This is a genomic window from Streptomyces sp. NPDC055966, from assembly GCF_042269865.1.
Classification (GTDB): Bacteria; Actinomycetota; Actinomycetes; order Streptomycetales; family Streptomycetaceae; genus Streptomyces.
The window spans coordinates 57,744-83,420 of the sequence record NZ_JBHJYK010000006.1 but is presented as its reverse complement, the minus strand read 5'-3'; the positions used below and the strand labels follow the sequence as shown (position 1 = coordinate 83,420).

The following is a 25,677-nucleotide window of genomic DNA, read 5'->3' as shown; positions in this document are numbered from 1 at the left end:
CAGCAAACTGTACTGCGAGGCCGTCCGTGACAGCATTCTTCGCCCTCACCACCAGTCTCCTGTGGGGCCTGGCCGACTTCGGCGGCGGACTGCTGACCCGGCGTACGCCCGCGCTGACGGTCGTCGTGGTCTCCCAGTCCATCGCGGCGGCCGTCCTGGGCGCGATCGTCGTCGCGACCGGTGGCTGGGGGGAGGCCGGGCCCCGGCTGTGGTTCGCGTTCGCGGCGGGGCTGGTCGGCCCGGTCGCCCTGCTCTCCTTCTACAAGGCCCTGGCGCTCGGCCCCATGGGAGTCGTCTCGCCGCTCGCCACCCTCAGCGTGGCCGTCCCGGTCGGTGTCGGCCTGGTCCTCGGCGAGCGCCCGGGGCTGCTCCAGGTCGCGGGCATCGCGGTCGCCGTCACCGGCGTCGTCCTCGCGGGCGGGCCCCAGCTGCGCGGCGCGCCGGTACAGCGGCGGACGGTCCTGCTCACCCTGGTCGCGGCGCTCGGCTTCGGCACGGTGTTCGCCCTGATCAGCGAGGCCTCGACCGATGTGACCGGGCTCTTCCTCGCCCTCTTCGTGCAGCGGCTGACCAATGTCGCGGTCGGCGCGACCGCGCTCGCCGTCTCCGTCCGCCGGGGCGGCCGCGGCCTGCCGGACGGCGGCTTCCCGTGGGCCTCGCTGCCCGCGCTGGCCTTCGTCGGGCTCGCGGACGTGGCCGCCAACGGCACCTACGCGATCGCCGCCCGGCTCGGCCCGGTCACCGTCGCGGCGGTGCTGGCCTCGCTGTACCCGGTGGTGACCGCGCTGGCCGCCCGCGGCTTCCTCAGCGAGCGGCTGCGCGCGATCCAGGCAGCGGGCGCGGCGCTCGCCCTGCTCGGCACACTGCTGCTGGCGACCGGCTGAAACAACCCGCCCCCGCTTCCAGGCCGCTCTCACTCCCACCCTGGAAACACCCTTCACCCCCGCCTCGGCCCCCACCCGGAAACGCCCCCCCCGCCGCGACGCCGCCCCGGAACCAGCCTCGGCCCCGACACGGCCCGGGCTTCGGCTCGGCCCCCGACTCGGCCGCGCCCCGGCCCAGCCTTCGACCCCGGCCCCGGCTCAGCTCTCTGCTTCGAGTTCGGCGAGGCGGGTCACCGTGGCCTCGTCCAGTTCTGCCAGTGCCCGGAGCTGCTCCGGTGTCGTGTCGGCCGGGATCGGGACCGGGGCCGGGGTGCGCAGTGGGGGTTGCCAGCCGTCGGCGGGGGTCCAGCGCCGGACGACGCGGGCCGGTGCTCCGGCCACCACGGCGTGGTCGGGCACCGCGCCACGCACCACGGCACCGGCCGCGACGACGACGTTCCGGCCGATCCGCGCCCCCGGCAGGATCACCGCACCGGTGCCGATCCAGCAGCCCGGGCCGATCTCCACCGGCTCCATCCGCGGCCACTGCCTGCCGATGGGCTCGTGCGGGTCGTCGTAGGAGTGGTTGGTGGAGGTGACGTAGACGTACGGGCCGAAGTAGCAGTCGCGGCCGATGGTGACCGTCGTGTCCGCGATGACGTGGCTGCCGCGGCCGAGGACGACTCCGTCGCCGATGCGCAGGATCGGGTCCGGGCCGAGGTCCAGGTCCGGCATCAGGCCGGCGGTCAGCGTGACCTGCTCGGCGATGATGCAGTGGGAGCCGAGGTGGATCCAGGGTTCACCGAAGACGGTGCCGAGCGGGAAGGCGAGGCGGGTGGCTTCGCCGATCGCGCCGAACCGGTACCCCGCCGGGTGCTCGGCCGAGACGGAGCCGGCGCGCTGTATCCAGGCCCAGGCCTGGTGGACGACACGTTGCGCTGCACGGCGTCGCCGGAATGAGAACGTGTTCTTCCGCTGGGGCACGGGGTTACGTTACTAAGCGGACGCTTTCGGCGAGAGGGCCGACCGCTGTGATCTTTGCCCCAGCCCGTGTCGTACGGTGCGGTGGACGACGACACGAGGAGAACCGTCATGACACAGCAGGCGCTGATCGTGGGCATCGGCGGCAGGGAGCCCCAGGTCGATCCCGAGGCGTTCGTGGCCCCCACCGCCTCCGTGATCGGGGACGTCACGCTGCATGCCGGGGCCAGTGTCTGGTACGGGGCGGTCGTGCGCGGTGACGTAGAGAAGATCACCGTGGGGGCGAGCGCGAACGTGCAGGACAACGTGACGCTGCACGCCGATCCCGGGTTTCCCGTCAGCGTGGGTGAGCGGGTCTCCATCGGGCACAACGCGGTGGTGCACGGGGCGACCGTCGAGGACGACTGTCTCGTCGGGATGGGGGCGACCGTGCTCAACGGCGCGGTGATCGGGGCGGGCTCGCTGGTCGCCGCGCAGGCTCTGGTCCCGCAGGGGATGGTGGTGCCGGCCGGCTCACTGGTGGCGGGGGTGCCTGCGAAGGTGCGGCGGCCGCTCTCCGAGGAGGAGCGGCAGGGCGTGACCCTCAACGGCACGATGTACGCGGAGCTGGCGAAGGCGCACAGGGACGTGCACAGCCAGGCATAGCCGGGCCGATCACGCCCGTCCGGCGGAGCCGCATGTCGATACCGCCCCGCGCGCCTGCGGGGCGTCTTCGCTCACCGGCCCACTCAGCGGTTCACTCGCCGGCGCCGACCGGCTCCGCCTCCCGGCCGTGCTCCTGCTGGGCCTTCTTCGCCTTGCGCTTGACCAGCAGCATCGAGGCCAGGCCGACGAGGACCGCCGCCGCGAGGCCCACGTAGGAGAACTTCTTCAGCCAGCCCTCGGCGACCACGCCCACGTAGTAGATGACGGCCGTCGTGCCGCCCGCCCAGCAGATGCCGCCGAGGACGTTGGCGATCAGGAACTTCCAGTACGGCATCTGCAGGACGCCCGCGAGGGGGCCGGCGAAGATGCGCAGCAGGGCGATGAAGCGGCCGACGAACACGGCCCACATGCCCCACTTCTCGAAGGACCGCTCGGCGGTGGCCACATGGCCCTCGCTGAAGTGTCTCGGGAACTTGCCGCCCAGCCAGGCCAGCAGCGGGCGGCCGCCCTTGCGGCCGATCGCGTAGCCGATGGAGTCGCCGACCACCGCGCCGGCGGTCGCGCACGCGCCGAGGACGACGGGGTTGATGCCGGAGTGCTGGGAGGACAGCAGCGCCGCCGAGACCAGGACGATCTCGCCCGGCAGCGGGATGCCGAGGCTCTCGACGCCGATCACCAGCGCGACCATGGCGTAGACGGCGACCGCGGGCACCGAGTCGAGCCATTCCTGCACGTGCACCGCGGGTTCCTCCCCTGTCGCCGACCTGTGGCTGCCGGACACCGCATGTAAAGAGCGTTCCAAGGGAAGGCTACCTGGTCGGCGGTGAGCGGCGGTTAAGCACGGGCCTCCCCGGCCGTTCCCGGCGGCTCCCCGGCGGCACCCTCCCGCCCTCGGCCCTTGGGCTCACGGACACCCCGGTGTCACACGGGCGGGGAAAACTCCCGCGGTATCGCCCGACCCGCCTCCCCCAGGTCCCCGTCCGGGACCCGCCGCGGAAGGACGACGTCCCCGTGCCCTCACCGTCCCCGTCCCCGCTCTCCCTCCCGCCCCCGCCCTCCGCTCCGCCCGTCCCGCTCGCCGGAGAACTCCCCGGTCACCTCCCGGAGGCGACGCCCGCGCCCCGGCCGTCGTCCTTCCTGGCGGGCCGCTCCGCACGGCTCGTCCTGTGCCTCGCGCCGCTGCTGCTGGCGGGCGGCTGGGCGGTGGCCAACCGGCCCGTGGTGTACGAGGGGGTCCGGCGGCTCGTCGCCGCCGATCCCTGGTGGCTGCTGGCCGGCGGCGGTTTCACCTGCCTGAACTGGGTGGCCGCCACGTGTGTCCGGCAGGGCGCGCTGCCCGACCGGGTCCCGGCGGGGCAGTTGCTGGCCTCGCAGTTCGCCGCCGGTGCCGCCAACCACGCGCTGCCCGCCGGGCTCGGTGCCCATGCCGTCACCGTGCGCTTCCTGCGGGCGCGCGGTGTGCCGCTGGAGCGGGCGACCGCGTCGGTCGGGCTGTACTCGCTGGCGAAGTCCGCCGCCAAGACGGTCGTGCTGGTCGTCCTGCTCGCGGTGTCGCCGGCCTGGCGGCGCCTTGGCGAGCTGGTCCCGGACGGGCGGCTGCTGGTGCCGCTCGCCGCGGTCGCGGGCGGGGTCCTCGCGGTCGCCGGGGTGCTGCTGACCGTCGTACGGCCGTTGCGGCGGCCCGTGACCGGGCTGCTGCGCTCCGCCCTCGCCGATGCGCGGGAGGTGCACACGCGGCCCTGCCGGGTGGCCGCCCTGTGGGGCGGGGCGGTCGCGATGCCGCTGCTGCAGGGGGCCACCCTCGTCTGTGTCGGGGCCTCGCTCGGGCTGCACATGCCGTGGCAGCAGGTGGTGCTCGCCTACCTCGCGGCCGGTACGGCCGTCGGGGCGGTCCCGGCGCCCGGCGGGTTCGCGGTCGACGCGGCGCTGGCCTGGACGCTGATCGCCTTCGGCGCCGCACCGGCCGTGGCCACCGCGACCGTCATCGGCTACCGGGTGCTGACCGACTGGGTGCCGCTGGTGCCGGGCGCCCTGACGTTCTCGGCGTTGATCCGCGCCAGGATCCTGTGAGCGCGCGTCGCGTACCGGTCAGTCACGGCGGGCCACCAGACGGTAGGCGTTCGAGACGCCGAGGCGGTGGGAGAGGGGGCGTACCGCGAAGCGGTCGAGGAGCGTGGCGGTGACGAGCGCGGGCACGCCCGCGAGGAGAAGGGCGGTGCGCGCGGCGCGGCGCGGACCGCCGGGGGGCTCGGGCAGCCAGGGCGCGTCCTCGCGGGGCGCCGCGTGGTCGAGGGCCAGCCAGACGGCGGCGAGCAGGTCGACCGGATCGTGCGGTTCGGCGTGCTGCTCCGCGACCACCGTGAAGCCCAGCTCGGTCAGCCGCCGCCGGAGGTTGGCGACGGGCATGAAGTGCAGGTGCTGCGGCTGGAGCCAGGGCAGCCACCAGCGGCCGAGCAGCCGGGCGTAGCGGCTCTCGGGGTCCGGCACCTCGATGAGGAGGTGGCCGCCGGGGCGTACGGTCTCGTGGGCGGCGCGCAGCTCGCGGTCGGGGTCGGTGCTGTGCTCCAGGTAGTGGAACATGCTCACGACGTCGTAGCGGTCGGCGAGTTCGGGGGCGAGGGCCGGGAAGGCGCCGCGGTAGGCGTGGTCCACACGGCCCTCGCGGGCGGCGAGTTCGACGCCGTCGGTGAAGTCGAGGCCGTCGAAGGAGGTGCCGGGCAGGACGGTGCGGGCGGCGGCGCAGAAGTGGCCGTGGCCGGTGCCGACGTCCAGCCAGGTCTTCGGGGCCGGGTCGTACGGCAGCATGGCCTCGGCACGGCTGCGGTACATGGCGGTGCGGCCGCCGAAGGTGCCGCTCATGCGCTGCTCGCCGAGGCCGTCGTAGAAGTCCCGGTAGTAGAACTCCAGTCCCTCCTCGGTCAGTCGGGGGTTCTGGAAGACGTGGCCGCAGTCGGCGCAGCGGTCGAGGGTGAAACGGCCGGGCTTGTGCTGGAGCAGGTCGGTGGTGCGCAGGCGGGGGGCGAGCCGGGCCGAGCCGCACCAGGGGCAGTCGGCGCGCAGGGCCGTGAAGAAGCGGTCCGGGCCGGCGGCCAGGTCCCGCTGGTAGGCGGGGCGCAGGGCGGCGATGCGCGCCCGCTTCTCGCCCTTCTCGCCCTTGTCGCTCTTCTCGCTCTTGTCGTCGGTCATCGGCTCTCCGCTTCGACGTCTGCGCGGGATGCGTGGTCTGCGAGGTGTTCGAGATGGGCCACGGCGGCCCGGGCGCCGCCCGCCGCGCGGAACGCGGTGCTGATGCGGGTCGCGGCGGCCCGGTGGGCCGGGTCGGTGAGGACGGTGTCGAGGGCCGCGCCCAGCCGGTCCGCGCGGACCCGGCCGAAGCGGACCCGGACGCCGGCCCCCGCGTCCACGACCTGTCCGGCGATCACGGGCTGGTCGTCGCGGATGGGGGCGACGACGAGCGGGACGCCGTGCCACAGCGCCTCGCAGACGGTGTTGTGGCCCGCGTGGCAGACGACGGCGTCCATCCTTTCCAGCAAAGGGAGTTGGGGTACGGACGAGAGGGCCAGGACGTCCTTGTCGCCGGGCGGCACGGGCAGGACACCGCCGGGGTCGGCGATCACCGCCTGCACCCGGTCGGCGCGTTCGCGCAGCGCGGTCAGGCACTCGGCGAGGAACCGGTCGCCCGCGCCGGCGTTCGCCGTGCCGAGGGTCACCAGGACCTTCGACCGGTCCGGGGTGAGCCTCTCCCAGGGGAAGCCGGGCCCGGCCGGGCGCCCGCTGATCGAGGGGCCGACGTACCGGATGTGCGGGGCCAACGGCGCCTGGGGGCCGATGAGTTCGGGGGTGCTGAAGATCAGCAGGAGGTGGGGCGAGAAGCGCGGGTCGGCGGTGCCGGCCCCTTCGCCGATCCGGGTCCGCAACTCGGCCAGGCTCCGGTGCAGCCACTCGGCGACCTTGGGCAGGCCGTCGTACGCGCCGCTGAACTCGGCCGACGTGGTGGCGGAGGTGGCCCACGGCAGCCCGCACCGCTCGGCGACCAGGGCGCCGGCGAAGGCCTGCTGGTCGGCCACGACGACATCGGGGCGGAACTGCCGGACCGCCGCCCGGACACCCGGGGCCATGGCGTCGGCGAGCGGGAGCAGATACCGCTCCCAGAGGAACTTCAGCGCCTCCGCGCCCCGCAGCTCCGGCGGTCGTACGGCCCCGTCGGCCCCCGGCACCGGCCCCGTGCACCCGTACACCTCGGCGTCCGGGCCCGCGAGCCGCCGCACCAGCTCGGGGTCGGCGCACGCCCAGGCGACCCGGTGCCCGCGTGCGGCCAGTCGGGCGGCGACGCCGACGGCCGGGTTGATGTGACCGGTCAGCGGCGGTACGACGAAGAGGAAGGCGCTCACCGGACCCCCGCTCCCGCGTGGATCAGGTCCAGGATGTGCCCGCCGACCACCGCCGGCGCCTCGACCAGCACCGAGTGCTCGTGCCCGGGCAGCACGACCGCGCGGAAGTCGGTCAGCAGCGCCCGCTTCAGCGGCACGAGGTCGACGAGGTCCGACTCTCCGCCGTACACCCCGAGGACCGGGCAGTGTACGGCCCTGATCGCGTCCTCCGTGAGCACCCGGCTGGCCGGGATGTCCCGGCCGAGGGTGGTCTCGCGGGCGAGCCGGGCCGCGCCCTTGGCCAGGCGGGCGGTGTTGTGGCCCCGGTTGGCGGCGATCCAGGCGATGGCGTCGGGCTCGTCGTGCGCGAGGTGGGTGACGACCCGGTCCAGGATGGCGCCGAGTTTCGTCGCCCAGGCGGAGGTCGCCGGCTCGGACTCGATCAGTGTCAGGCTGAGCGCGCGCTCGGGGTGGCGGGCCGCGTAGCCGAAGGCGATGGTGCCGCCGTAGGAGTTGCCGACGAGGTGGACGGGGCCGGTGACGGCCAGCCGGCCGAGGAGGGCCTCCAGGTCGTCGATGTTGTGGTCGAGGGTGTAGCCCGCGGGCGGGCGCTCGCTGCGGCCGTGTCCGCGCAGGTCGTACATGACCACGTCGAGCCCGGCCGCCGCGAAGCCGGGGGCGACGGTGAAGTAGTAGCTGGCCAGGCTGTCCGTGAGCAGCCCGTGCACCAGGACCACCGTGGCGCGCGGGGACCGGTCGTCCGCCGGCCCCATGCGCTGGACGTGCAGCCGGATCCCGCCGGCGTCGACCATCGCCACGGCTCAGCCCGCCTGCGTGGTCTTCAGGCTCCACACCACGTACTCCACCAGCCGGCCCACGGTCAGCTCGATGATCTCGTCGAACTCCATGCCGGCCAGGAACTCGGCCAGGTTGACCCGCTGTCCGTACTGCTCCTCCAGCAGGCCGGCCAGGGTGACCAGGTCGATGCTCTCCAGTTCCAGATCGCGGTTGAAGGTGGTGGACATCCCGATCTCGGCGTCGTCGTCGCCGTACTCCGCGAGCACCGTGCGGAGCATGTCGCGGACGTCGGCGAGGACGGCGTCGGCCGTGGGCGCGATGTCGGTCGTGGGCTGCGCCGGGGCCGGCTGGGTGGGGTTCATCGGGGGTCACTCCTCGGCTGCGTCGTCATCGTGGGGTGGTGCGTCGTCGGTGCCGGGGCCGGTGGTCCAGGCCACCACGTAGGACCGTGCGGGCAGCGCCGGTGGATTGCCCACCGGCGCGCAGTGCACGGTGTAGGCGCGCTCCAGGCGGCCGGAGACGACCAGTCGGCTGCCGTCCGGGGCGACCTCCAGCACCGCGAAGTCCCGTGGCCGGCCGCCGAATCCGACGCCCTCGGCCTTGGCGACCGCCTCCTTGGCGGCCCAGAAGCGGGTGAACCACAGGTCCTGGGGGTCGGGGCCGTCCGCCGACAGGCCTTCCAGCAGCCGCAGTTCGGCCGGGGCGAGGGCGGTGGCCAGGGTCGCGGGGTCGCGTGCGGTGACCTCTTCGATGTCGATGCCGGGGCCGGGCCCCGGGCTGTGCGGCCGTACGATCGCCACGCCCGCCTCGCCCCGGTGCGCGAGTGAGACGTCCAGCGGGGGAAGGGTGCGGCCGTGCACCCCGGTGACGTACGGCCGCCCCAACTCGTCGTTGCGAACGAGGAGTTCGGCCGGAAAGACGGGCCCCTCGCCGTGCTGCCAGAGCCACTGCCGTACGGCGTCCTTGACCGCGATCCGGCCGAGCAGCCACTGGCGGCGGCCGCGAGGCGGGCGGGCGGCGTACGCGGCACGTTCGGCCGTGCCCAGCGAGTTGCGCATGATCAGCTCGCGGGAGGCGAGGTCGGGCCAGCGCTCGTGCACCAGCACCCAGCCGCCGGGGCGGGCCTTGGACAGGGTGTGGCGCTCGGGGAAGCGTTCGACGGGCCGGGTCGTGGGGTCGTTGTCGAAGCGGCGGTCCTGCCAGCCGGTGACCACGGCCCACACCCGGCCGTCGGCCGTCAGCTCGGCGTCCGCCTCCAGGAGGGTGTCCGTCAGGGTCGTGATCCGCAGGCGGCAGCCGACCTCGGTGCCGGGGGCCGGATGCGGACCGTGGAACCTAAGCTCCCCTATCTGCACCGGGAAGACGACCGTCCGCTCGGTGCGAGTGGCCATGATCCAGTAGCCGAGGAGCTGGCCCACGTTGTCCAGCAGGGCGCCGGGCGCGGCGGGTGTGGTGATCACTCCGAGGATGTGCCGTTCGCCGATCGCGCTGAGGTCGGTGAGTCCCTGGAAGCCGGGGCCGTGGAACATCCAGCGCTCCCGGTACAGCTGGGCGGCGGTGTGCTCGGGGCGGCGCTCGACGGCCTCCGGGAACGGGCCCGGCGGGGGCGGTGCGGGATGGTGCGGGGCGAGTTCGACGACGGCGCGGGCCGTGGGGCCGAAGGCGACGGTGACCCGGTCCGGGCGGTCGGCCGACGGGGTGACGGTGACCTGGACGTCGACCGGGGGTGTCGCGGTGAGCCAGCGGTCGAAGCGGGCCCCGTGCACGGCGACCGCCCGCAGTCCGGGGGCGGCGGCCTCCGCCGCGTCCATCATGTGCCGCACGATCGTGGTGGCGGGCACCACCGGCCAACGGTCCTCCGAGTCAGGCCAGTCGGGGCGCTGCGGGAAAAAGCAGTGGTCCAGGAGGTGGGGCATGGTCCGGGGCGAGACGTGAACCGTGGTGGTCGTCGCGGCCGGCCGGGCGAGGGTGGGTACGGCGGCGGCGGTCGGGCGGCGGCGGCCCGCGGCGATCAGCTCGGCCGCCGTGTCAGCGGTGTCCCGGAGCAGGGCGGTCAGTTCGGCGGCGGCCGGGATGCGGCTGGCCAGGCCGTCCAGCTCGTCGAGGCCGGAGCGGGCCGGGCCCGGGTGGGCGGCGGGGCGCAGTACGGCGCGCACCGCGTCGAGTTCCGGTCCGGCCAGCGAGACGAGGGCGCCGGAGAGGTCCAGGCGGACGGGTGGGCGGCGCCGCGAGGTCACCGCTTGCGTGTCACGGGGTGGCAGCGCGGGCGCCACGGACGCGCCGGCCGCCCACAACGCCGTTGCCACCCGGCGGAGTTGGGCCATACCGCTGTGCTGGGCGGCGTTGGCGGCGACGGCCAGGTGGTCGCGGTCGCCGAGCGTGTCGTCGATGAGGGAGGTGAGCCGGCCGGGTCCGGTCTGGACGAAGACGCGGTGCCCGGCGGCGTACAGGGCCTCGGTCAGCTCGCGGAAGCGGACGGGTTCCAGCAGATGCCGGACGAACAGCGCGCGCACCTCCGCCGGGTCCTGCGGGAAGGGTGCCGCGGTCGTCCCGGACCACACCGGCACGGTCGGCGGATGGAGCCGGAAGCGGCCGGCGGCCTCCTTGATGGGGGCGAGGTACGGTTCGAGCATCGGGGTGTGGAAGCCGGAGCGGAACGGCAGCACCTGGCAGATCACGCCCTGGGCGCGCAGGGACTTCACGAACGCGTCGACGGCCGCGCCGGGTCCGCAGACCATGGACTGGCGGGGCGCGTTGTCGTGGGAGAGCACGATCCCGGAGTCCGGCCAGTGGTCGGCGAGCGCGGCGCGGACCTGCCCGGCGGAGGTGCCGAGGGCGGCGAAGGCGAGGCCGGGGACGGTGACCGAGTCGGGGTCGAACCCGGCCATGAACGCGTCGACCTCGGCGGCCGAGTAGAGCCCGGCCGCCGCCATGGCCGTCCACTCGCCGACGCTGTGTCCGGCTACCGCGTCCGGTACGACGCCGATGTGGCGCAGCGCCCAGTCCAGCAGGCGGCCCACGCCGACGACACCGAAGCCGTGCCGTCCGACGTCGCCGACATCGACGTCCGTGGCGGGCAGCGGGGGCAGGCCGAAGTGGGCCGCGATGTCGTCGGTGCGCGGCGTGAAGTCCCCTTCCAGACCGGGGAAGACGAAGGCGAGCCCGCCTCCGCCCGCGCCCGCGCCGAGCAGCGGGCCCGGCCGGAACCACACGTCTCCGCGCCCCTGCCAGGCACGACCCTTGGCCACCGCCCGACGGGCCAGCCCGAGCCGCTTGGCGTTCGGCCCCACGATCCCGAGCCGCACGGGTCCTGCACCGGTGTGCGAGCGCGTGGGGTCGAGCCCTGCGGCGAGCACGACGGAGTCGTCGGCATCGAGCAGCGCACCGAGCTCCGCCACGGTGCCGGCGGCCAGGAGCAACACGGGCTCGGGCTCGGCGACGTGGTCGGCGGCCGGGGTGGGGTCGGGCGCGGGGACACGGGCGGTGGTGGCAGGAGTGGCGGAGCCGATGATGTGGGTGGCGGCTTCGGATGGGGTAAGTCCCGGCGTTCGCACGGCTGTTGTGGCCGGAGTCGGGGCGGCGGGCTGGGCGGAAGCCGGGACTCGGGCAGGTTCGGTGGCGCGAGCGGCGGCGGTCTCGCGGGCGTGGCCGGGGGCCTCTGCGGCGGTTGCCGCGGGGATCCGGTCTGTGGTTCGGGGTGGGGTGGTGTGCGGGAATGGGGGTGAGGGGGTGCCGGGGGGCTCCTCCAGGACCACGTGGGCGTTGATGCCGCCGAACCCGAAGGCGTTGACAGCGGCCCGGCGCACCGCTCCGCGGGCGTCGGTCTCCCAGGGCTGGGAGACCTCCAGGGTGCGGAATCGGGTGGCGGCGAGGGCGGGATGCGGGTCGTCGCAGTGGAGGGTGGGCAGCAGCGTGCGGTGGTGCAGCGCGAGGGCCGCCTTGACCAGGCCCGCCACTCCGGCGGCGGGCATGGTGTGACCGATCATCGACTTCACCGAGCCGAGGACCGGGCGCAGGCCGTCGGGGCCGGGCACCGGTGCCCCGAACACCTCGGCCAGGGTGGTGAGTTCGGCCGCGTCCCCGGCGGGGGTGGCGGTGCCGTGCGCCTCCAGCAGGCCGAGGGAGTCCGGTGCGGCGGGGTCGAGTCCGGCGGCCTGCCAGGCCTGCCGTACGGCGCGGGCCTGTCCGCCCGGGTCGGGGTTGACCAGGCCCGCCGTACGGCCGTCGCTGGCCACGCCCGTGCCCCGGATCACCGCGTACACACGGTCGCCCGCGCGCTCGGCGTCCGCGAGCCGTTTCAGTACGACGACGCCGGTCCCCTCCCCGATGAGGATGCCGTCCGCGTGGCGGTGGAAGGGGCGGATGCGCTCGGTCGGGGACAGGGCGCGCAGTTGGGAGAAGACGCTCCAGAGGGTGATGTCGTGGCAGTGGTGCACTCCTCCGGCCAGCATCATGTCGCAGCGTCCGGTGGCCAGTTCGGTGACCGCCTGGTCCACGGCGACCAGCGAGGAGGCGCAGGCGGCGTCCACCGTGTAGGCGGGGCCGCGCAGGTCGAGCCGGTTGGCGATGCGGGAGGCGGCGAGGTTGGGGACGAGGCCGATCGCCGACTCGGGGCTGTCGGGACCGAGCCGTTCGGTGAACGCCGCGCGGATCCGGTCGAGTTGGGCGGAGTCGAGGTCCGGCAGCAACTCGCCCAGGGTACGCACGAGTTGGCCGGCCGTCCGGACCCGCTGGTCGAGCCGGACCAGGCCCGGGGTGAGGTAGCCGCCGCGGCCCAGCGCCACCCCGATCCGGTGCCGTTCGGGGAGCCGGTCCGTGCCGCCCGCGTCGGCGAGCGCGGCGGCGGCCACGTCGAGGGCGATCAGCTGGTCGGGCTCGGTGCCGGACACCGAGGCGGGCATGATGCCGTAGCGCGTGACCTCGACCTCGGCCAGGCCGTCCACGAATCCACCGCGCCGGCAGTACACCTGGTCGGCGACGGCGGGCCCGGCGGCCGTTCCGGGCCGGTAGTAGTCGGCGTCCCAGCGCTCCGCGGGGACCTCGCCGATCGCGTCGACGCCGTCGCGCAGATTGCGCCAGTACGCGTCCAGTCCGGGGGCGCCGGGCAGGAGTACCGCCATTCCGACGATGGCGACGGGCGCGTGACGTTGACGTTCCGTCATGTCACCAGCCCGACGCGGTGTGGACGACGGCGCGGGCCGCCGGGTCGCCCCAGGCGAGTTCCCGGAGCAGGGCCGCGGTGCCCTCGTCCGGGTCGATCAGTTCGACCCCGCGCCGGGCGTACTCCCGGCCGAGTTCCGCCCCGACCATCCCGGTGTGCGTACCGGACGGCGCCCAGGGTCCCCAGTGGACGGTCAGCGCGCGGTTGCCGGTGCGGTCGGCCCAGTCCGCGCCGAGCGCCTCCAGCGCGTCGTTGGCGGCGGCGTAGTCGGCCTGGCCGCGGTTGCCGAGCACGGCGGCGATGCTGCCGAACAGCACCGTGAACGCCGGTGCGGCGGGCAGGTCGTCCAGAGCGGCGAACAGCGCGGCGGCCCCGGCCGTCTTCGTGCCGTAGACCCGCTGGAAGGACTCGGGGGTCTTGTCGGCGATCACCCGGTCCTCGATGATCCCGGCGGCGAAGACGACGCCGTCGAGTCTGCCGTGTTCGGCGTGGATCTCCTTGACCGCCTGGAGGACGGCGTCCCGCTCCCGGAAGTCGACCGCGCGGTAACGTGCCTCGCTGCCGAGTGCGCCGAGTTCGGCGAGGGTGGTGGCGATCTCCCGCTGGGCGAGGAGCAGTTCGGCGGTCCTGTTGATCTCGGCGGGCTTCGGCGCCCCGGGTCCGGCGGCGAGCGCCGCGCGCAACTCGACGGGGGTGCGGGCGGCGGCGGTGCGCGGGTCCTCGGGTGCGGTGGGCGCGGGGGTGCGGCCCAGCAGTTCGACGCGGCAGCGGCAGGCACGGGCGAGTGCGGCCGCGAACCGGGCGGTGATGCCCCGGGCGCCCCCGGCCAGCAGGACGACGGAGTCCCGGTGGAGCCCGAGCGCGGCCGCCTCGGCGGCGCCGTCGGCGGCGGGCCCGGCCCCGGTCGTGCCGAGCAGTCCGAGGGGCGCGGGCACCAGTTCCAGACCCTGGCGGGCGCCGGCCGCCGTACGCAGGACGACGGGGGCGGCGGTCTTGGGGGCGCGCAGTTCGGCGAGCACGGCGTCAGCGACGGCCGCCGGTGCGGTGTCCGGTACGGCCACGACCCTGGTGAGCAGCTCGGGGTATTCGCGGCCGATGGTGCGGAACAGCCCGTCCAGCCCGGCCGCCCGCACCGCCGCCCGCTCGGCGGACCGCACGGCGAGCAGCCCGCGCGGGCCGCACGCCAGCGCCGCCCGGAGCACCGGGAAGGCGTCCGGCAGCGCCGGGAGCTCGGGGCCGGGCAGCGCGCCCAGGTACACGACACCGTCGACGGGACCGTCGGCGGCGGCGAGGAGGTGACCGCCGTCAAGGGTCACCGGCTCGGCTCCGGCCCCGGCGAGCCGTGCCGCGACCTCGGCCGCCACGGCTTCGCCGCCGCCGAGCAGGACGAACCGCCGGCCGGCCGGGTCGAGGCCCGCCGGGCCGGACTCCGGGAGGGGCACGGGCCGCAGCTCACAGCGCCGGGGGGTTACACCGGGGGCCAGAGGGGTTTCCGGGACCGGTGGCACGGCCGCGGCCGACGTGTGCTCCGCGCGCGGGGTGTCCGGGGTCGGCGCACCGGGGTACGACGTGTCCGGCCGGTTCCCGACCGGCTCACCCCCGGCTCCGCCATCGTCCCCGGGGCCCGCTCCGACCCGCGCCGTCAGCCACCCCGTCACCGCCGCTGCCGTACGCGCCTTCGCGAGTTCCTCCAGCTCGGCGTCGTCCAGGACGGCGGCGCCGCCCGCGATGCCCAGGCGCTTGGCGAGTTCGCCCGCTATCTCGGCCCGCTTGATGGAGTCGATGCTCAGGTCCGCCTCCAGATCGAGGTCGGGTTCGATCATGTCGACCGGATAGCCGGTACGTTCGCTGATGATCTCCAGGACGATCCGCTCCACGTCGTCCGTCGGCACACCATCGGCCGCCTCCGGCATCAACTGCCCCTCGGCCGGGGAGAGTTCGCGGCTCTCGTGCCGGACCGGCGCATCGGACAGGGCCGGCTGTGCGGACGGCGCGGGCGGCGCGGGCAGGGCGGGCGCCGGTGCGGTGGCGCCCGGCGTGGCTCCGAAGTAGGTGAGCAGCACGTCGCGCTGGGCGGCGATCATCTCCCGGCTGGTGCGCAGGAACTCCGAGATCAACGCGTCCCGGTCGGCCGGGGTGCCATGCGGCTGGTCGGTGGTCACGGTCGTCTCCACGACTCGTCGGGCCGGTGCGAGGGCACCGGGCAGGAGGGCTCCGTCGGCGGTGCGGACGAGGTGACCGTCGACCGTCCAGCCGGGCCGTTTCGGCGCCGGGGCGCGCAGCGCGTCGACGGCGTCGCGGCCCCGCAGCAGCCAGGCCGTGCGCACCGGCCGGCCGGCGACGGCGAGCCGGGCGAGTGCGTCGAGCCAGCCGCGCAGGCCGCTGTCGGCCGTCGGTTCGCAGGCGACCGTGCGGTGCGGCCGGTCGCCGAGGATCCGGCCGACCAGCCGGGTGAGCACGGTGCCGGGCCCCGCCTCGACGAAGAGCCGCGCGCCCGCCTCGTACATCGCCTCGATCTGGGCGGCGAAGTCGACCGGGGAGCCGATCTGGGCGGCGAGCTCGGCGCGCACCGCGTCGGGGTCGGCGGGGTAGGGCGCGGCGGTGCGGTTGGCGAAGACGGGGAACTCGGGCGCCCGTACCGGCTTTTCCGCGAGCACCTTCGCGAAGCGCTCGCCCGCCGTGGCCACGAGCGGGCTGTGGAAGGCGCAGGCCACGGGGATGCGCCGGGCCCCGAGCCCAGCCGCTCGCAGCAGTCGTACGGCGGTCTCGACATCCGGCGTCGGTCCCGAAATCACCGTCTGTTCCGGCGAGTTGACGTTGGCCACGACGACCGACGCAGGCGCCCCCGAGGTGCGCAGGGCGACACCGACGGTCTCGGCCCCGGCGCCGACGGCGGCCATGGTGCCGGGGTCGTCACCGGCCGCCGCCAGGATCGCGGCCGCGCGTTCGCCGCTCAGTTCCAGCAGGGTCTCCGGGTCGAGGGCGCCGGCCGCGGCGAGGGCGGCCAGCTCGCCGTAGCTGTGGCCGGCGGCCTGGTCGGGGTGGACGTTCGCACAGGTGAGGAAGGCGTGGGCGGCGAGAGCTGCGATGCCGAGGGCGGGCTGCGCGGCCCGGGTGTCGGTGAGGGCGGCCCGGTGCCGCTCACGGGCGGTGTCGTCGAAGGCGGCCGGCGGGTGGACGGTGTCGGCGTGGGCGCGGCCGAGGTGCAGGAAGTGACGCAACTCGGGGAGGATGACGAGGAGTTCGGCCAGCATGCCGGTGCGCTGGCTGCCCTGCCCGGGGAAGAGGAACGCGACCTGGCCGCCGAGCGGGTCCGGGCCCTCGTGCGGGTCGGTGCCCTGCGCCGGCGGCGCCACGTGGATCCCGGCGGCCGGATCCTGCTCACCTGCGAGGACCCGCCGCAGTTGCCCGGTCAGGTCGTCCACGTCCCGGGCCACGACCGCGGCCCGTACCGGTTCGTGCGTGGTGTCGGCGCGGCGGGCGGCGGCGAGGGCGAGGTCCCGCAGCCGCCAGGGGCTGCCGTCGGTCTCGGCGGCGCGGAGGATCTCCGCCGCCGTGCGGTGGGCCGCCGCCGTGTCCCGGCCCCGGAACAGGAACAGCTCGCACGGCCAGGCGTCCAGGCTCTGCGCAGGCGCCGCGGCTTCGGTGTGCGCGGCCAGCACCGCGTGGAAGTTGGTGCCGCCGAACCCGAACGCGCTGACCCCGGCGACGCGTCGCGCGGGCGGCTCCGTCCAGGGGCGGGCCCGGGTGTGGAAGACGAAGGGGCTGTCGTCCTGCGTCCAGGCCGGGTTGGGGCGCTCCAGGTGCAGGGTGGGCGGGGTGATGCCGGTGTGGAGGGCGAGGGCGGCCTTGATCAGCCCGGCGAGTCCGGCGGCGCACTTGGTGTGCCCGATCTGGGACTTGACCGAGCCGAGCGCGCAACTGCCCGTGCCCGCACCCGCTTCGGTGAACACTTCGCTCAGTACGGTGAGTTCGGTGCGGTCGCCCACGACGGTCCCCGTGCCGTGCGCCTCGACCAGGCCGACCTCCGCCGGTGAGACGCCCGCGTTGCGGTAGGCCCGCTCCAGCGCGGCCCGCTGGCCTTCGGGCCGGGGGGCGGTCAGGCCGAGGGAGCGGCCGTCGCTGGCGGAGCCGAGGCCCTTGACCACGCCGTAGATCCGGTCGCCGGCGCGTTCGGCGTCCGCGAGCCGCTTGAGGACCAGGCAGGCCGCGCCCTCGCCGAGGGCGATGCCGTCGGCGGAGGCGTCGAAGGCCCGGGAGCGGCCGGTCGGGGAGAGCGCGTGGACGGAGGAGAACAGGACGTAGTCGTTGATGCCGTTGTGCAGGTCCGCGCCGCCGCACAGCACCAGGTCGCTGGTGCCGGAGACGAGTTCCTTGCAGGCCACGTCGAGGGCGGCGAGCGAGGAGGCGCAGGCGGCGTCGACGGTGAAGTTGGCGCCGCCGAGGTCGAGGCGGTTGGCGATCCGGCCGGAGATGACGTTGGCCAGCATGCCGGGGAAGGAGTCCTCGGTCAGCCGGGGCAACTGCTCCTCGATGCCGTCGGGGACGCGGCCGTAGTACGCGGGCAGGACGGCGCGCAGGGTGACGGCGTTGGACAGGTCGCTGCCCGCCTCGGCGCCGAAGACGACCGAGGTCCGCGCGCGGTCGAACGCCCGCCCCCGCTCGCCGTACCCGGCGTCCTCCAGCGCCCGGCGGGCCGCCTCCAGGGACAGCAGCTGGACGGGTTCGATGCTGCCGAGGGAGGCGGGCGGGATGCCGTAGCTCAGCGGGTCGAAGGGGATGCGGGGCAGGAAGCCGCCCCACTTCGACGCCGTGCTGCCGGCCGCGTGGTGCACGGCGGGGTCCCAGCGGTCGGGCGGGACCTCGGTCACGGCGTCGTGTCCGGCGACGACGTTGGCCCAGAAGGCGGCGAGGTCGGGGGCCTGCGGGAACATGCAGGCCATGCCGACGATCGCGATGTCGAGCGGGGCGGGCGGGGCCGGCTCCTGCGCGGCCCGCGGATCCGGGTGTCCGGCGCGCCGGGTCAGGAAGTCGGCGGCGCCGTCGGTCACCGACCGGTGCAGCTCGGCGACGGTGGTGGTCGCCGAGCGCAGGACGGCGACCTCGCCCGCCATGAACATCCCGTCGGTCAGCTGCCGTTGCTCGTCGACGGCCGCCAACTGCCCGTCGGCGCCCCGCTCGACACCCTTGCTGGCGATGCGCAGCCGGCCGACGTTGAGACGTTCCAGTCCCTCCCAGACCTCGCGGTCGGTCAGCCCCTGTGCCCGCAGGGCGGCCTCCCGGTCCGGGTAGTCGCCGGTGAAGGGGCTCGGCACGCAGCGGGTCGCGTGGCCGGGCGCGGTCCTGAGCAGGGCGGTCGTGGTGGCGGAGAGCACCTGCCGCTGGAAGAGGGGCCGGATCGCGCCGTGTGCCACCGCCTCCTGCGTGAACAGGTAGGCGGTTCCCATGAGGAGGCCGACGGCGGCGCCCCGGGCGGTGAGCGGCGCGGCCAGGGCGGCGACCATCGCGGCCGACCGCTCGTCGTGGATCCCGCCCGCGAAGAAGACCTCCACCTGCCGGGCGGCCTCCTCACCTGCACTCGCCAAGTACTCCTCAAGTACCGCGAGTTGGGCCTCCCACAGCGGGAACGACGCCCGGGGCCCCACATGCCCGCCGCACTCGGCCCCCTCGAACACGAACCTGCGGGCCCCTGCCTCCAGGAACTGCCGCAGCAGCCCCGGCGAGGGCACATGCAGGAAGGTCCGGATCCCGGCCCGCTCCAGCGCCTCGGCCTGGGCGGGGCGGCCGCCCGCGATGACCGCGTGCGTGGGCCGCAGCTCCCGTACGGCGTCCAGCTGGGCGTTCCTGATCTCCTCCGGCGCGAAACCGAGAACACCCACACCCCAGGGCCGGCCGTCCAGCACGGCCCGCGCCTCGGTCAGCATCGCCCGGGTCCGCGCACCGTCCGCGAGGGCCAACGCCAGGAACGGCAGCGCACCGCCCTCGGCAACGGCGGCAGCGAAACCGGCCTGGTCACTGACCCGTGTCATGGGCCCCTGAGCCAACGGCAACCGCGTCCCGAGCGCCCGACTCATGGCAGACCCGGGCCGCAGGGCGACGGCCGGTGCGGCGTCGGCTGGGGTGTGGTGCGGGGTGGGGGGTGGCGTGTCGGGGGTGGGGGGTCGTGTGTCGGGCGGGGCGGAGGTTCGCGTAGCGGCTGAGGCGGGGCGTGCCATAGCGGCCAAGGCGGAGGTTCGTATGTCGGCCGAGGCGTGAGGTGCCGTAACGGCCGGGGCGGGGGTTCGCGAAGCGGCCGAAGCGAGGGGTTCCGTGACGCCCGGAGGGTGAGGTGCCGTAGCGGCCGAGGCGGAGGTTCCTGGAGCGGCCGGAGCGGGGGATCCCGTGGCGGCCGGAGGGTGGGGTGCCGTAGCGGCCGAGGCGGGGGATCCCGTATCGAGTGAGGCGGGGGTTTTCGCATCGGCCGGAGTGTCGGACCCCTTGTCGACCGGGGCATCGGGTGCCGTACGCGTCACGTCGTGGATCGCCGCCGACAGTTCCCGTACCACCCGCCGTACGTCACCCCACTGATCGGCGAACCGGGCGGCGAGGAAGCCGTCCTGGCCCACCGGCAGCAGTTGGCCGCGCGTATCGTCCACGCCCAGCAGGGCCGCGATCTCCTCCGGGTCGTCGGCCGGTGGCCGCGGGGCGGCGGGGCCGCGGCGCCGCAGTACCCGGTGACCGCCCAGCAGCACGGTCTCCGAGCCGTCCAGGTTCCGCAGCACAGCCCGGACCGTCTCGGGCAGGCCCGACTCGGGCAGCAGGGCCAGTTGGCTGTCGAGGACGACTCCGGCCGCCCCGCCGGCCACGGCGGCCGCCGCCGTTCGCGGTCCGACACCGCCGCAGGCCCAGACCGGGACTCCCGCCAACTCGCTGTCGGACAAGAGCTGTTGCAGCAGGACGAACGTGCTCAGGTCACCGACCCGGCCGCCGCTCTCGCCGCCCCGGGCGATCAGCCCCCGGGCACCGGCGCGGACGGCGGTGCGAGCCTGCCCGAGGTCGGTGACCTCGGCCAACACCCGGTACGACGGCGGGAGTTCAGCCATCTTCCACGGCGCGTCCGGGGTGAGGACGAACACGTCCGGGGCATCCCCGACGTCGGCCGGAGCCAGCGCGCAGCGCCCGCTCACGCGTACTCCGAAGGCCCCCGGAGACGCCCGCTTCAGCCGGGACAGTTCCTCTCGTGATCTTCGATCGCCGGAGCCGAGGTCGAGGATGCCGAGCCCGCCGGCGGCGCTGGCGGCTGCGGCGAGCCCGGCATCGGGCTCGCCGAACGGGGTGAGGCAAAGGATCAGGTCGTGGGCGCGCACAGGGGAGGTCATGTTGCTCCGGCACGGTCGGCGAGACAGCACGGTGGGGGGTGTGCGGCGGAACTCTCTGGTGCGAGGGCACCGGAACCTAGCGAGGTGTTACTGAGGGGTCAATAACGTCGCGCTCAATTCGCGGACCGTGACGCCGATTCGGCCATGCGATCGAATTCCCCGCAAGGGGAGAAAACGCGGCGAATTCCGTCACGTGCGTGGGCCGGGAACCGCCCCGGCCCACGCACCACACCGCCCCAACCCCGGCAAACCGCCCGCCCGCTTCACCGCGCACTCATCCGGGCGCAACACGCAGGGACAGTCACGCGAAGTCTGTAAATTCTGCATGACTTCACGCCGGTGACTCGATCACGATCCACCGAGCAGTTCGCGCACTGTCGCCGGTACCGCCGTGACCGGACCGGGTACCCGCTGGAGGGCACCGCCCATCGCGAGCAGCACGTCACCTGGGGACCCCGGCTCGGTACGGCGCCGTTGCTCGCCGGTCCGGACTTGAACAATCCTGGTCTCGTTCTCGTGCTCGTTCCTGGCCCCGTCCCCGCCCCCGGACGACCTCAACTGCCAGCTCCCTCCGGGAACTTCTGGCTCCCCCGGCGGCGGCTCGGGCTGCCCGGCGGCGCCCGGCGCACCCGGTACCCCCGTGCGCCCTGTCCCGTCCGGCACTCCCGGGCCACCGGGCGCCACCTCACTCGCCCCCGGCCCGCCCGCGCCGGACCCGAGCGCCCACCGCTGCCCCGACGAACCGTCCCGGCGCGCCACCCCGACCCCGTCGGCCGAGCCGTCCGCTCCCGAAGCCAGCGCGAGTCCCCCGCTCCGGCGGAGCAGGATCTCGCCCCGCACGGTGAAGTCGTAGACCACGTCTCCCGCGTGCACGACGCAGCCGGCCAGCACGACGCTCTTCGTTCCGGGGTCGGCGGCCAGGCACAGGGCCGGGTCGGCGGCGCTGCGCAGCAGTCCGTCGTCCTGGTACGACCACTGTTGCGAGGCGGCGGCCGAGCACGGGGCGAGCCGTACCCCCGCGCCCGGCTCGGCCCCGCCTTCCCACACGCCGCCCCCGCGCACGTCCAGGCAGCGCCCGGAGCCGAGGGCGCGCAGATTGCCGTGGGCGACCTCGACGGGGGCACCCAAGCCGCCGACCGAGCCGGTGGACTCGGCGGATGCGGCGGATGCGGCCGACGCGGCGGAGGGCGCGTCGCCGGGGCGGCTGTCGCGCGCAGGGCCGGTGTGGCCGGCAGGGGCGCCCCAGGTGGCGCCCGGGGTGGGGACACCGTTGTCATCGGACCAGCTTCTGACCGCGAGGACGGTGGCGAGCAGGGCGAGCGAGGTCAGTCCGGCGCCGACGAGCAGGGCCGTTCGGCGGCGGCCCCCGGGGCCGGTGCGATGCCGGACGCCGGACGCCGCCCGGTCCGCGTCCGGGGCGGCTGCGGTCGGCCACTCCTCGGCGGCGCCGCGTCCGGGGCGTGAGTCGAGGTAGCGGCGGGCGCCCCAGCCGAGCACGGTCTCGGCGAGCATCAGGCCCAGGTCGCCCTCGAACTGCCCGATGGTGTCGGCGGCATGCCGGCAGTACGGACAGACCGTCAGATGGTGTCGCACATCCGGCAGCAGGGCTCCGCCGCGGCGCATCGGGACATCGAGGAGCCGGTTGTAGAAACGGCATTCCTTCGTCGGCGCGAGTTCTCTGTGGGCACGTACGCAGCCCGCACGGAATTGCTCGCGGACCCGTTCCAGGGCGGCCGCTGCGGTGGCCGGAGCGATACCCAGCAGACCGGCGGGTATGTTTATCGGCTCCGCTTCCACCTCGGTGTGCCACAGAAGGCATTGCGACGCGCCGGGAAGGTCCCGGAAAGCGCGTTCGGCGAGCCGTCGCCTTTCCGGCGTTCCGGGGTGCGCGGCACGCAGTCCTCGGCCGCCGGTGGGTCTGCGCAATTCCGGCAGAGTCGTACAGGTTGCGTCGTCAGCGGCCCAGGTGCGGACGGTGTCGCGGACGGCGACCAGGAGGTGCGGGCGCAGGGCGCCGCCGACGGCACCGCCCGCAGCGCGGCCGAGCACGTCGTGGAAGGCGGCGGTGGCGACGAGCGGGGCGGCGGGGCCGAAGGAGGCGAGGCAGACGACGGCGTAGTCGCGTGCGGCTCGCCAGTGCCGGGCCAGCAGCACCGCGACGGCGTGATGGCGGGCGGCGTGCGGGCCGGACAGCCGGGCGAGGAGATCCCGGTCGGAGGCTCCGCCCGGACCGGGCAGGGGCGGGTACGGCGGGCGTGGGGGGTGAGGGGACTGCACGGAACCATTTCCTTTCTCACCGCAGAACTGCGTACGAAATGCGGTTCTGTCGGAAAGCAGTGCCTGATTGGTGCGTACCACCAGGGCCGGTCTCGGCGTTCGACGCCGGCCTTTGCCCTTCCCGCGGGGAGGCTCACCTTCGCACACGCGCCTCACAGGAAACAAGAAGATGGATTGACTGGGCTTCAAAATCGGCGAATTCCACAAGAGTTACCGCCGGTATCACATCCCGGCGGGTTCTCCGACGGTTCTCCGTCGGGATCCCCGACAGTTCTCCGGCAGGCGACTCCGACGCCTTCTCCGGTGCGTGACTCCGACGGCTTCTCCGGCGTCCACAGCCGGTTCCCATGCTTCTCCGGGCGCACTCTCATCCATGTGCTCCACCATGAGCCGCATGATCGCCCCCCACTCCGCAGCGCCCCCCGATTCCCCCCGTGCCGTCCGCAAGGCCGTCGTACCGGCCGCGGGACTCGGCACCCGGTTCCTGCCCGCGACCAAAGCCACACCGAAGGAGATGCTGCCGGTCGTCGACAAGCCGGCCATCCAGTACGTGGTCGAGGAGGCCGCCGCGGCCGGTCTCGACGACGTCCTGATGGTCACCGGCCGGCACAAGCGCGCCATCGAGGACCACTTCGACAACGCCTTCGAGCTGGAGCAGGCGCTGGCCGCCAAGGGCGACACGGTGCGTCTGGACGCCGTACGCGATCCCGCCCGGCTCGCCGACATCCACCACATCCGCCAGGGCGACCCGCTCGGCCTCGGCCACGCGGTGCTGTGCGCCCGGCACCACGTGGGGAACGAGCCGTTCGCGGTCCTGCTCGGCGACGATCTGATCGACCCGCGCGAGACCCTGCTGAGCCGCATGCTGGACGTGCGCGAGCGCTACGAGGGCAGCGTGGTCGCGCTGATGGAGGTCGCCCCGGAGCAGATACACCTCTACGGCTGCGCGGCGGTCGAGGCGACCGGCGAGGAGGGTGTCGTACGGGTCACCGGCCTGGTGGAGAAGCCGGCACCCGGAACCGCGCCGAGCCGGTACGCGGTCATCGGCCGGTACGTGCTGGACCCGGCGGTGTTCGACGTCCTGGAGCGCACCCCGCCGGGTCGCGGCGGCGAGATCCAGCTGACCGACGCGCTCCAGGACCTCGCGACGGGCGGCACCGTGCACGGGGTCGTCTTCGACGGGCTGCGCTACGACACCGGCGACAAGGCCGACTATCTGCGCACGGTGGTCCGGCTGGCCTGCGACCGGCCGGACCTGGGGCCCGAATTCCGGCGCTGGCTCGGAGAGTTCGTGGCCGGCCTGGCGGACGGCGCGACCGGCGACGGCGCGGAACACCGGGCCGCCTGAGCCGTCGACGGCCCGCCCGCCGGTCCGGGGCGGCGGCGCCGGGGGCGGGTGGCGGTCCGCCCACCGGACGGGAGCCGGAGCGATGCCCGGCCGTGGGGGCGGGGCGCCGGCCGGCCCCTTCCCCACGGGCGCGCCCATCGCCCGCGGCAGCCCGGGACCCCCACTCCTCGACGCCGGGGGCCTCTGTGCCGGTATCGCGAAATGCCGGGTCAGTCCTGCTTGTTGGGGCGCAGTGTCCAGACGACCGTCATCTCACTGGTGACGGCGCCGTCCGCACGTCGGATCTCGATCGCCACGGGAAACTCGGGGCGCTGCCCCGCGTCCAGCTCGGCGACGACCTCGGCGGCCGGGCGGCCCAGGGTCGCGGTCGCGGTGACGGCGCCCATCGCCAGCTTCTTGTAGGCGATCTCGGCGCGGACCGCGAGCGGCACCGCGCGAGCGAGCTGGTCCCCGAAGGCGGCCAGCACGATGGCGCCGCTGGCCGACTCTCCGAGCGTGAACATCGCCCCGGCGTGGGGCCCGCCCACGTGGTTGTGGAAGGCGTCCTGGTCCGGCAGGGACACGACGGCGCGCTCACGGCTCGTCTCCAGGAACTCCAGGTTCAGCGTCCGGGCCATGGGCACGGTGGCGGCGAGCATCTCGCCGATCGACATCTGGTCTGCGCTCATGGACCTCATGTTACTCACGAGTAGCCGAAACTGGCCAGCACGGACCGGTGCCCGCCCGCGCTTCGCTACGGCCCTGACGAGGGCCGGTGACCGAATCGTGTCCCAGGCCCCATAGAGTTACTGGCCATGTGGCCAGATCAGCAGCCGCCAGGGGGCGCGCCGAACCCGCAGCAGAACCCGTACCAGCAGCCGGGTTACCAGCAGCCGAACCCGTACCAGCAGCCCGGGTACCAGCAGTACCCGCAGGCCGGGCAGTATGGCCAGCAGCCGCCGTGGGGGCAGCCGCAGCCGCCCACCGTGCCCGTTCCGACACCTCCGCAGGGCGGCGGCGGCCGTACGAAGATGATCGCGATCATCGCGGCGGCGGCCGTGGTGGTCGCCGCGGGCGTGACCGGATTCCTGGTCCTCGGCAAGGACGGCAAGAAGGACGACACGGCGGGCGGCGGCAAGGGCGGTGCGCACACGAGCCAGTCGCCGACGCAGGCCCCCACGGCCACCTCGTCCTCGGACGAAGGCGACCCGCGCGGCAACCAGACGGAGAAGCCGACCGTCGCGGGCTGGAAGGTCGTGGTGAACCCCAAGTACGGCACGGCTTTCGACGTACCGGCCGACTGGGAGGTGGAACGGCCCGGCATCTTCAGCTTCTTCGAGGACAAGAAGAAGGGCGACGGGTCGGCCTACATCGGCTTCTCCGGGCCCTCGTTCCTGAAACAGGACTACTGCACCACCGACGACAACGGCTCGAAGGAGTTCTACGCGCTCGCGGGCAGCGGCACGAAGGGCGAGAACGGCGGCAAGGACACGGCCAGCATCGCCCGCGGCGACGCGGCCGCCTTCGCGTTCGGCGGATACACGGACCAGTCGGACGCCGACAAGAAGTATCTCAAGATCGGCGAGGCGAAGCCCTTCACGACGGCGTCGGGGCTGAAGGGCAGCGTCGCGACGTCGTACGTCGTCGGGGTGCCCAAGAAGAACAAGTGCGCCACCGACGGCAAGGCCATCACGTTCGCCTTCAAGAACTCCGTCGACAACTTCGTCTCGTGGACGCTCTACGGCGCCAAGGGCGTCAAGGACGAACTGTCCGACGCGACCATCCAGAAGATCCTCGGCACGGTACGGCTGCACGGCAAACCGACCCTGCAGTGACCAGCGGTCCCGGCCCGCCGGAACGGGGGCCGGGACCGGCTGCGTCGGCAGACCTGACAGGC

The 25,677-nt window shown here is 74.5% G+C and carries 15 protein-coding genes; 5 read left to right on the top strand and 10 right to left on the bottom strand.

The features are described from left to right. Window positions 1–26 precede the first annotated feature (26 nt). Window positions 27–884, top strand: coding sequence for an EamA family transporter (locus ACFC8N_RS14695; protein WP_356030048.1), 858 nt, complete (start codon window positions 27–29; stop codon window positions 882–884). Between the two features lie 198 nt (window positions 885–1,082). Here ACFC8N_RS14695 and ACFC8N_RS14690 read toward each other — a convergent pair whose 3' ends face one another. Next, window positions 1,083–1,847 (bottom strand): acyltransferase, encoded by a 765-nt coding sequence (locus ACFC8N_RS14690; protein WP_356030047.1) that lies wholly within the window; start codon window positions 1,845–1,847, stop codon window positions 1,083–1,085. 108 nt (window positions 1,848–1,955) lie between these two features. On the opposite strand from ACFC8N_RS14690, the gene ACFC8N_RS14685 reads away from it, so the two are divergent. Next, window positions 1,956–2,489 carry a gamma carbonic anhydrase family protein gene (locus tag ACFC8N_RS14685; RefSeq protein WP_356030045.1) on the top strand — a complete coding sequence of 178 codons (534 nt, stop codon included), beginning with the start codon at window positions 1,956–1,958 and terminating at the stop codon, window positions 2,487–2,489. A 91-nt stretch (window positions 2,490–2,580) separates the two neighbouring features. On the opposite strand, the gene ACFC8N_RS14680 is transcribed toward ACFC8N_RS14685, so the two are convergent. Continuing rightward, complete coding sequence (locus ACFC8N_RS14680; RefSeq protein ID WP_376288330.1) at window positions 2,581–3,228, bottom strand: DedA family protein; 648 nt, start codon at window positions 3,226–3,228, stop codon at window positions 2,581–2,583. A gap of 272 nt (window positions 3,229–3,500) precedes the next feature. Here ACFC8N_RS14680 and ACFC8N_RS14675 point away from each other — a divergent pair, with 272 nt between their 5' ends. After that, window positions 3,501–4,559, top strand: a complete 1,059-nt coding sequence (locus tag ACFC8N_RS14675; protein WP_376288329.1) for a YbhN family protein — start codon at window positions 3,501–3,503, stop codon at window positions 4,557–4,559. Between the two features lie 18 nt (window positions 4,560–4,577). Here ACFC8N_RS14675 and ACFC8N_RS14670 read toward each other — a convergent pair whose 3' ends face one another. The 7 genes from ACFC8N_RS14670 to ACFC8N_RS14640 all read right to left on the bottom strand — a co-directional run bounded on the left by ACFC8N_RS14670 (window position 4,578) and on the right by ACFC8N_RS14640 (window position 22,453). Next, on the bottom strand, window positions 4,578–5,675 hold the full coding sequence (locus ACFC8N_RS14670; protein ID WP_376288328.1) for a class I SAM-dependent methyltransferase: 1,098 nt from the start codon (window positions 5,673–5,675) through the stop codon (window positions 4,578–4,580). Beyond that, window positions 5,672–6,880 carry a glycosyltransferase gene (locus ACFC8N_RS14665; protein ID WP_376288327.1) on the bottom strand — a complete coding sequence of 403 codons (1,209 nt, stop codon included), beginning with the start codon at window positions 6,878–6,880 and terminating at the stop codon, window positions 5,672–5,674. The genes ACFC8N_RS14670 and ACFC8N_RS14665 overlap by 4 nt, the downstream gene beginning before the upstream one ends. After that, the gene (locus ACFC8N_RS14660) at window positions 6,877–7,671 is read right to left on the bottom strand and encodes an alpha/beta fold hydrolase (protein ID WP_376288504.1); all 795 of its coding nucleotides are present in this window, start codon (window positions 7,669–7,671) and stop codon (window positions 6,877–6,879) included. Before ACFC8N_RS14660 ends, ACFC8N_RS14665 begins: the two co-directional genes overlap by 4 nt. Window positions 7,672–7,680: 9 nt before the next feature. Beyond that, window positions 7,681–8,019 (bottom strand): acyl carrier protein, encoded by a 339-nt coding sequence (locus ACFC8N_RS14655; RefSeq protein ID WP_376288326.1) that lies wholly within the window; start codon window positions 8,017–8,019, stop codon window positions 7,681–7,683. A gap of 6 nt (window positions 8,020–8,025) precedes the next feature. Beyond that, window positions 8,026–12,819 (bottom strand): beta-ketoacyl synthase N-terminal-like domain-containing protein, encoded by a 4,794-nt coding sequence (locus ACFC8N_RS14650; RefSeq protein WP_376288325.1) that lies wholly within the window; start codon window positions 12,817–12,819, stop codon window positions 8,026–8,028. Between the two features lies 1 nt (window position 12,820). Continuing rightward, complete coding sequence (locus ACFC8N_RS14645) at window positions 12,821–20,176, bottom strand: SDR family NAD(P)-dependent oxidoreductase (protein WP_376288324.1); 7,356 nt, start codon at window positions 20,174–20,176, stop codon at window positions 12,821–12,823. 348 nt (window positions 20,177–20,524) lie between these two features. Beyond that, on the bottom strand, window positions 20,525–22,453 hold the full coding sequence (locus ACFC8N_RS14640) for an RICIN domain-containing protein (RefSeq protein WP_376288323.1): 1,929 nt from the start codon (window positions 22,451–22,453) through the stop codon (window positions 20,525–20,527). A gap of 394 nt (window positions 22,454–22,847) precedes the next feature. On the opposite strand from ACFC8N_RS14640, the gene galU reads away from it, so the two are divergent. After that, a complete protein-coding gene (gene galU, locus ACFC8N_RS14635) occupies window positions 22,848–23,801 on the top strand; it encodes a UTP--glucose-1-phosphate uridylyltransferase GalU (RefSeq protein ID WP_376288322.1) in 954 nt (317 codons plus the stop codon). 209 nt (window positions 23,802–24,010) lie between these two features. Here the strand turns inward: galU and ACFC8N_RS14630 are convergent, their stop codons facing one another. Next, window positions 24,011–24,469 (bottom strand): DUF4442 domain-containing protein, encoded by a 459-nt coding sequence (locus ACFC8N_RS14630; RefSeq protein ID WP_356030028.1) that lies wholly within the window; start codon window positions 24,467–24,469, stop codon window positions 24,011–24,013. 126 nt (window positions 24,470–24,595) lie between these two features. On the opposite strand from ACFC8N_RS14630, the gene ACFC8N_RS14625 reads away from it, so the two are divergent. Continuing rightward, window positions 24,596–25,615 carry a hypothetical protein gene (locus ACFC8N_RS14625; RefSeq protein ID WP_376288321.1) on the top strand — a complete coding sequence of 340 codons (1,020 nt, stop codon included), beginning with the start codon at window positions 24,596–24,598 and terminating at the stop codon, window positions 25,613–25,615. Window positions 25,616–25,677: the final 62 nt, after the last annotated feature.

Coding starts and splice junctions, on each gene's coding strand:
- ACFC8N_RS14685 (WP_356030045.1), top strand. CDS start 1,956: ATGACACAGCAGGCGCTGATCGTGGGCATCGGCGGCAGGGAGCCCCAG.
- ACFC8N_RS14670 (WP_376288328.1), bottom strand. CDS start 5,675: ATGACCGACGACAAGAGCGAGAAGAGCGACAAGGGCGAGAAGGGCGAG.
- ACFC8N_RS14660 (WP_376288504.1), bottom strand. CDS start 7,671: ATGGTCGACGCCGGCGGGATCCGGCTGCACGTCCAGCGCATGGGGCCG.
- ACFC8N_RS14655 (WP_376288326.1), bottom strand. CDS start 8,019: ATGAACCCCACCCAGCCGGCCCCGGCGCAGCCCACGACCGACATCGCG.
- ACFC8N_RS14650 (WP_376288325.1), bottom strand. CDS start 12,819: ATGACGGAACGTCAACGTCACGCGCCCGTCGCCATCGTCGGAATGGCG.
- ACFC8N_RS14645 (WP_376288324.1), bottom strand. CDS start 20,176: ATGACCTCCCCTGTGCGCGCCCACGACCTGATCCTTTGCCTCACCCCG.
- galU (WP_376288322.1), top strand. CDS start 22,848: ATGATCGCCCCCCACTCCGCAGCGCCCCCCGATTCCCCCCGTGCCGTC.
- ACFC8N_RS14630 (WP_356030028.1), bottom strand. CDS start 24,469: ATGAGCGCAGACCAGATGTCGATCGGCGAGATGCTCGCCGCCACCGTG.
- ACFC8N_RS14625 (WP_376288321.1), top strand. CDS start 24,596: ATGTGGCCAGATCAGCAGCCGCCAGGGGGCGCGCCGAACCCGCAGCAG.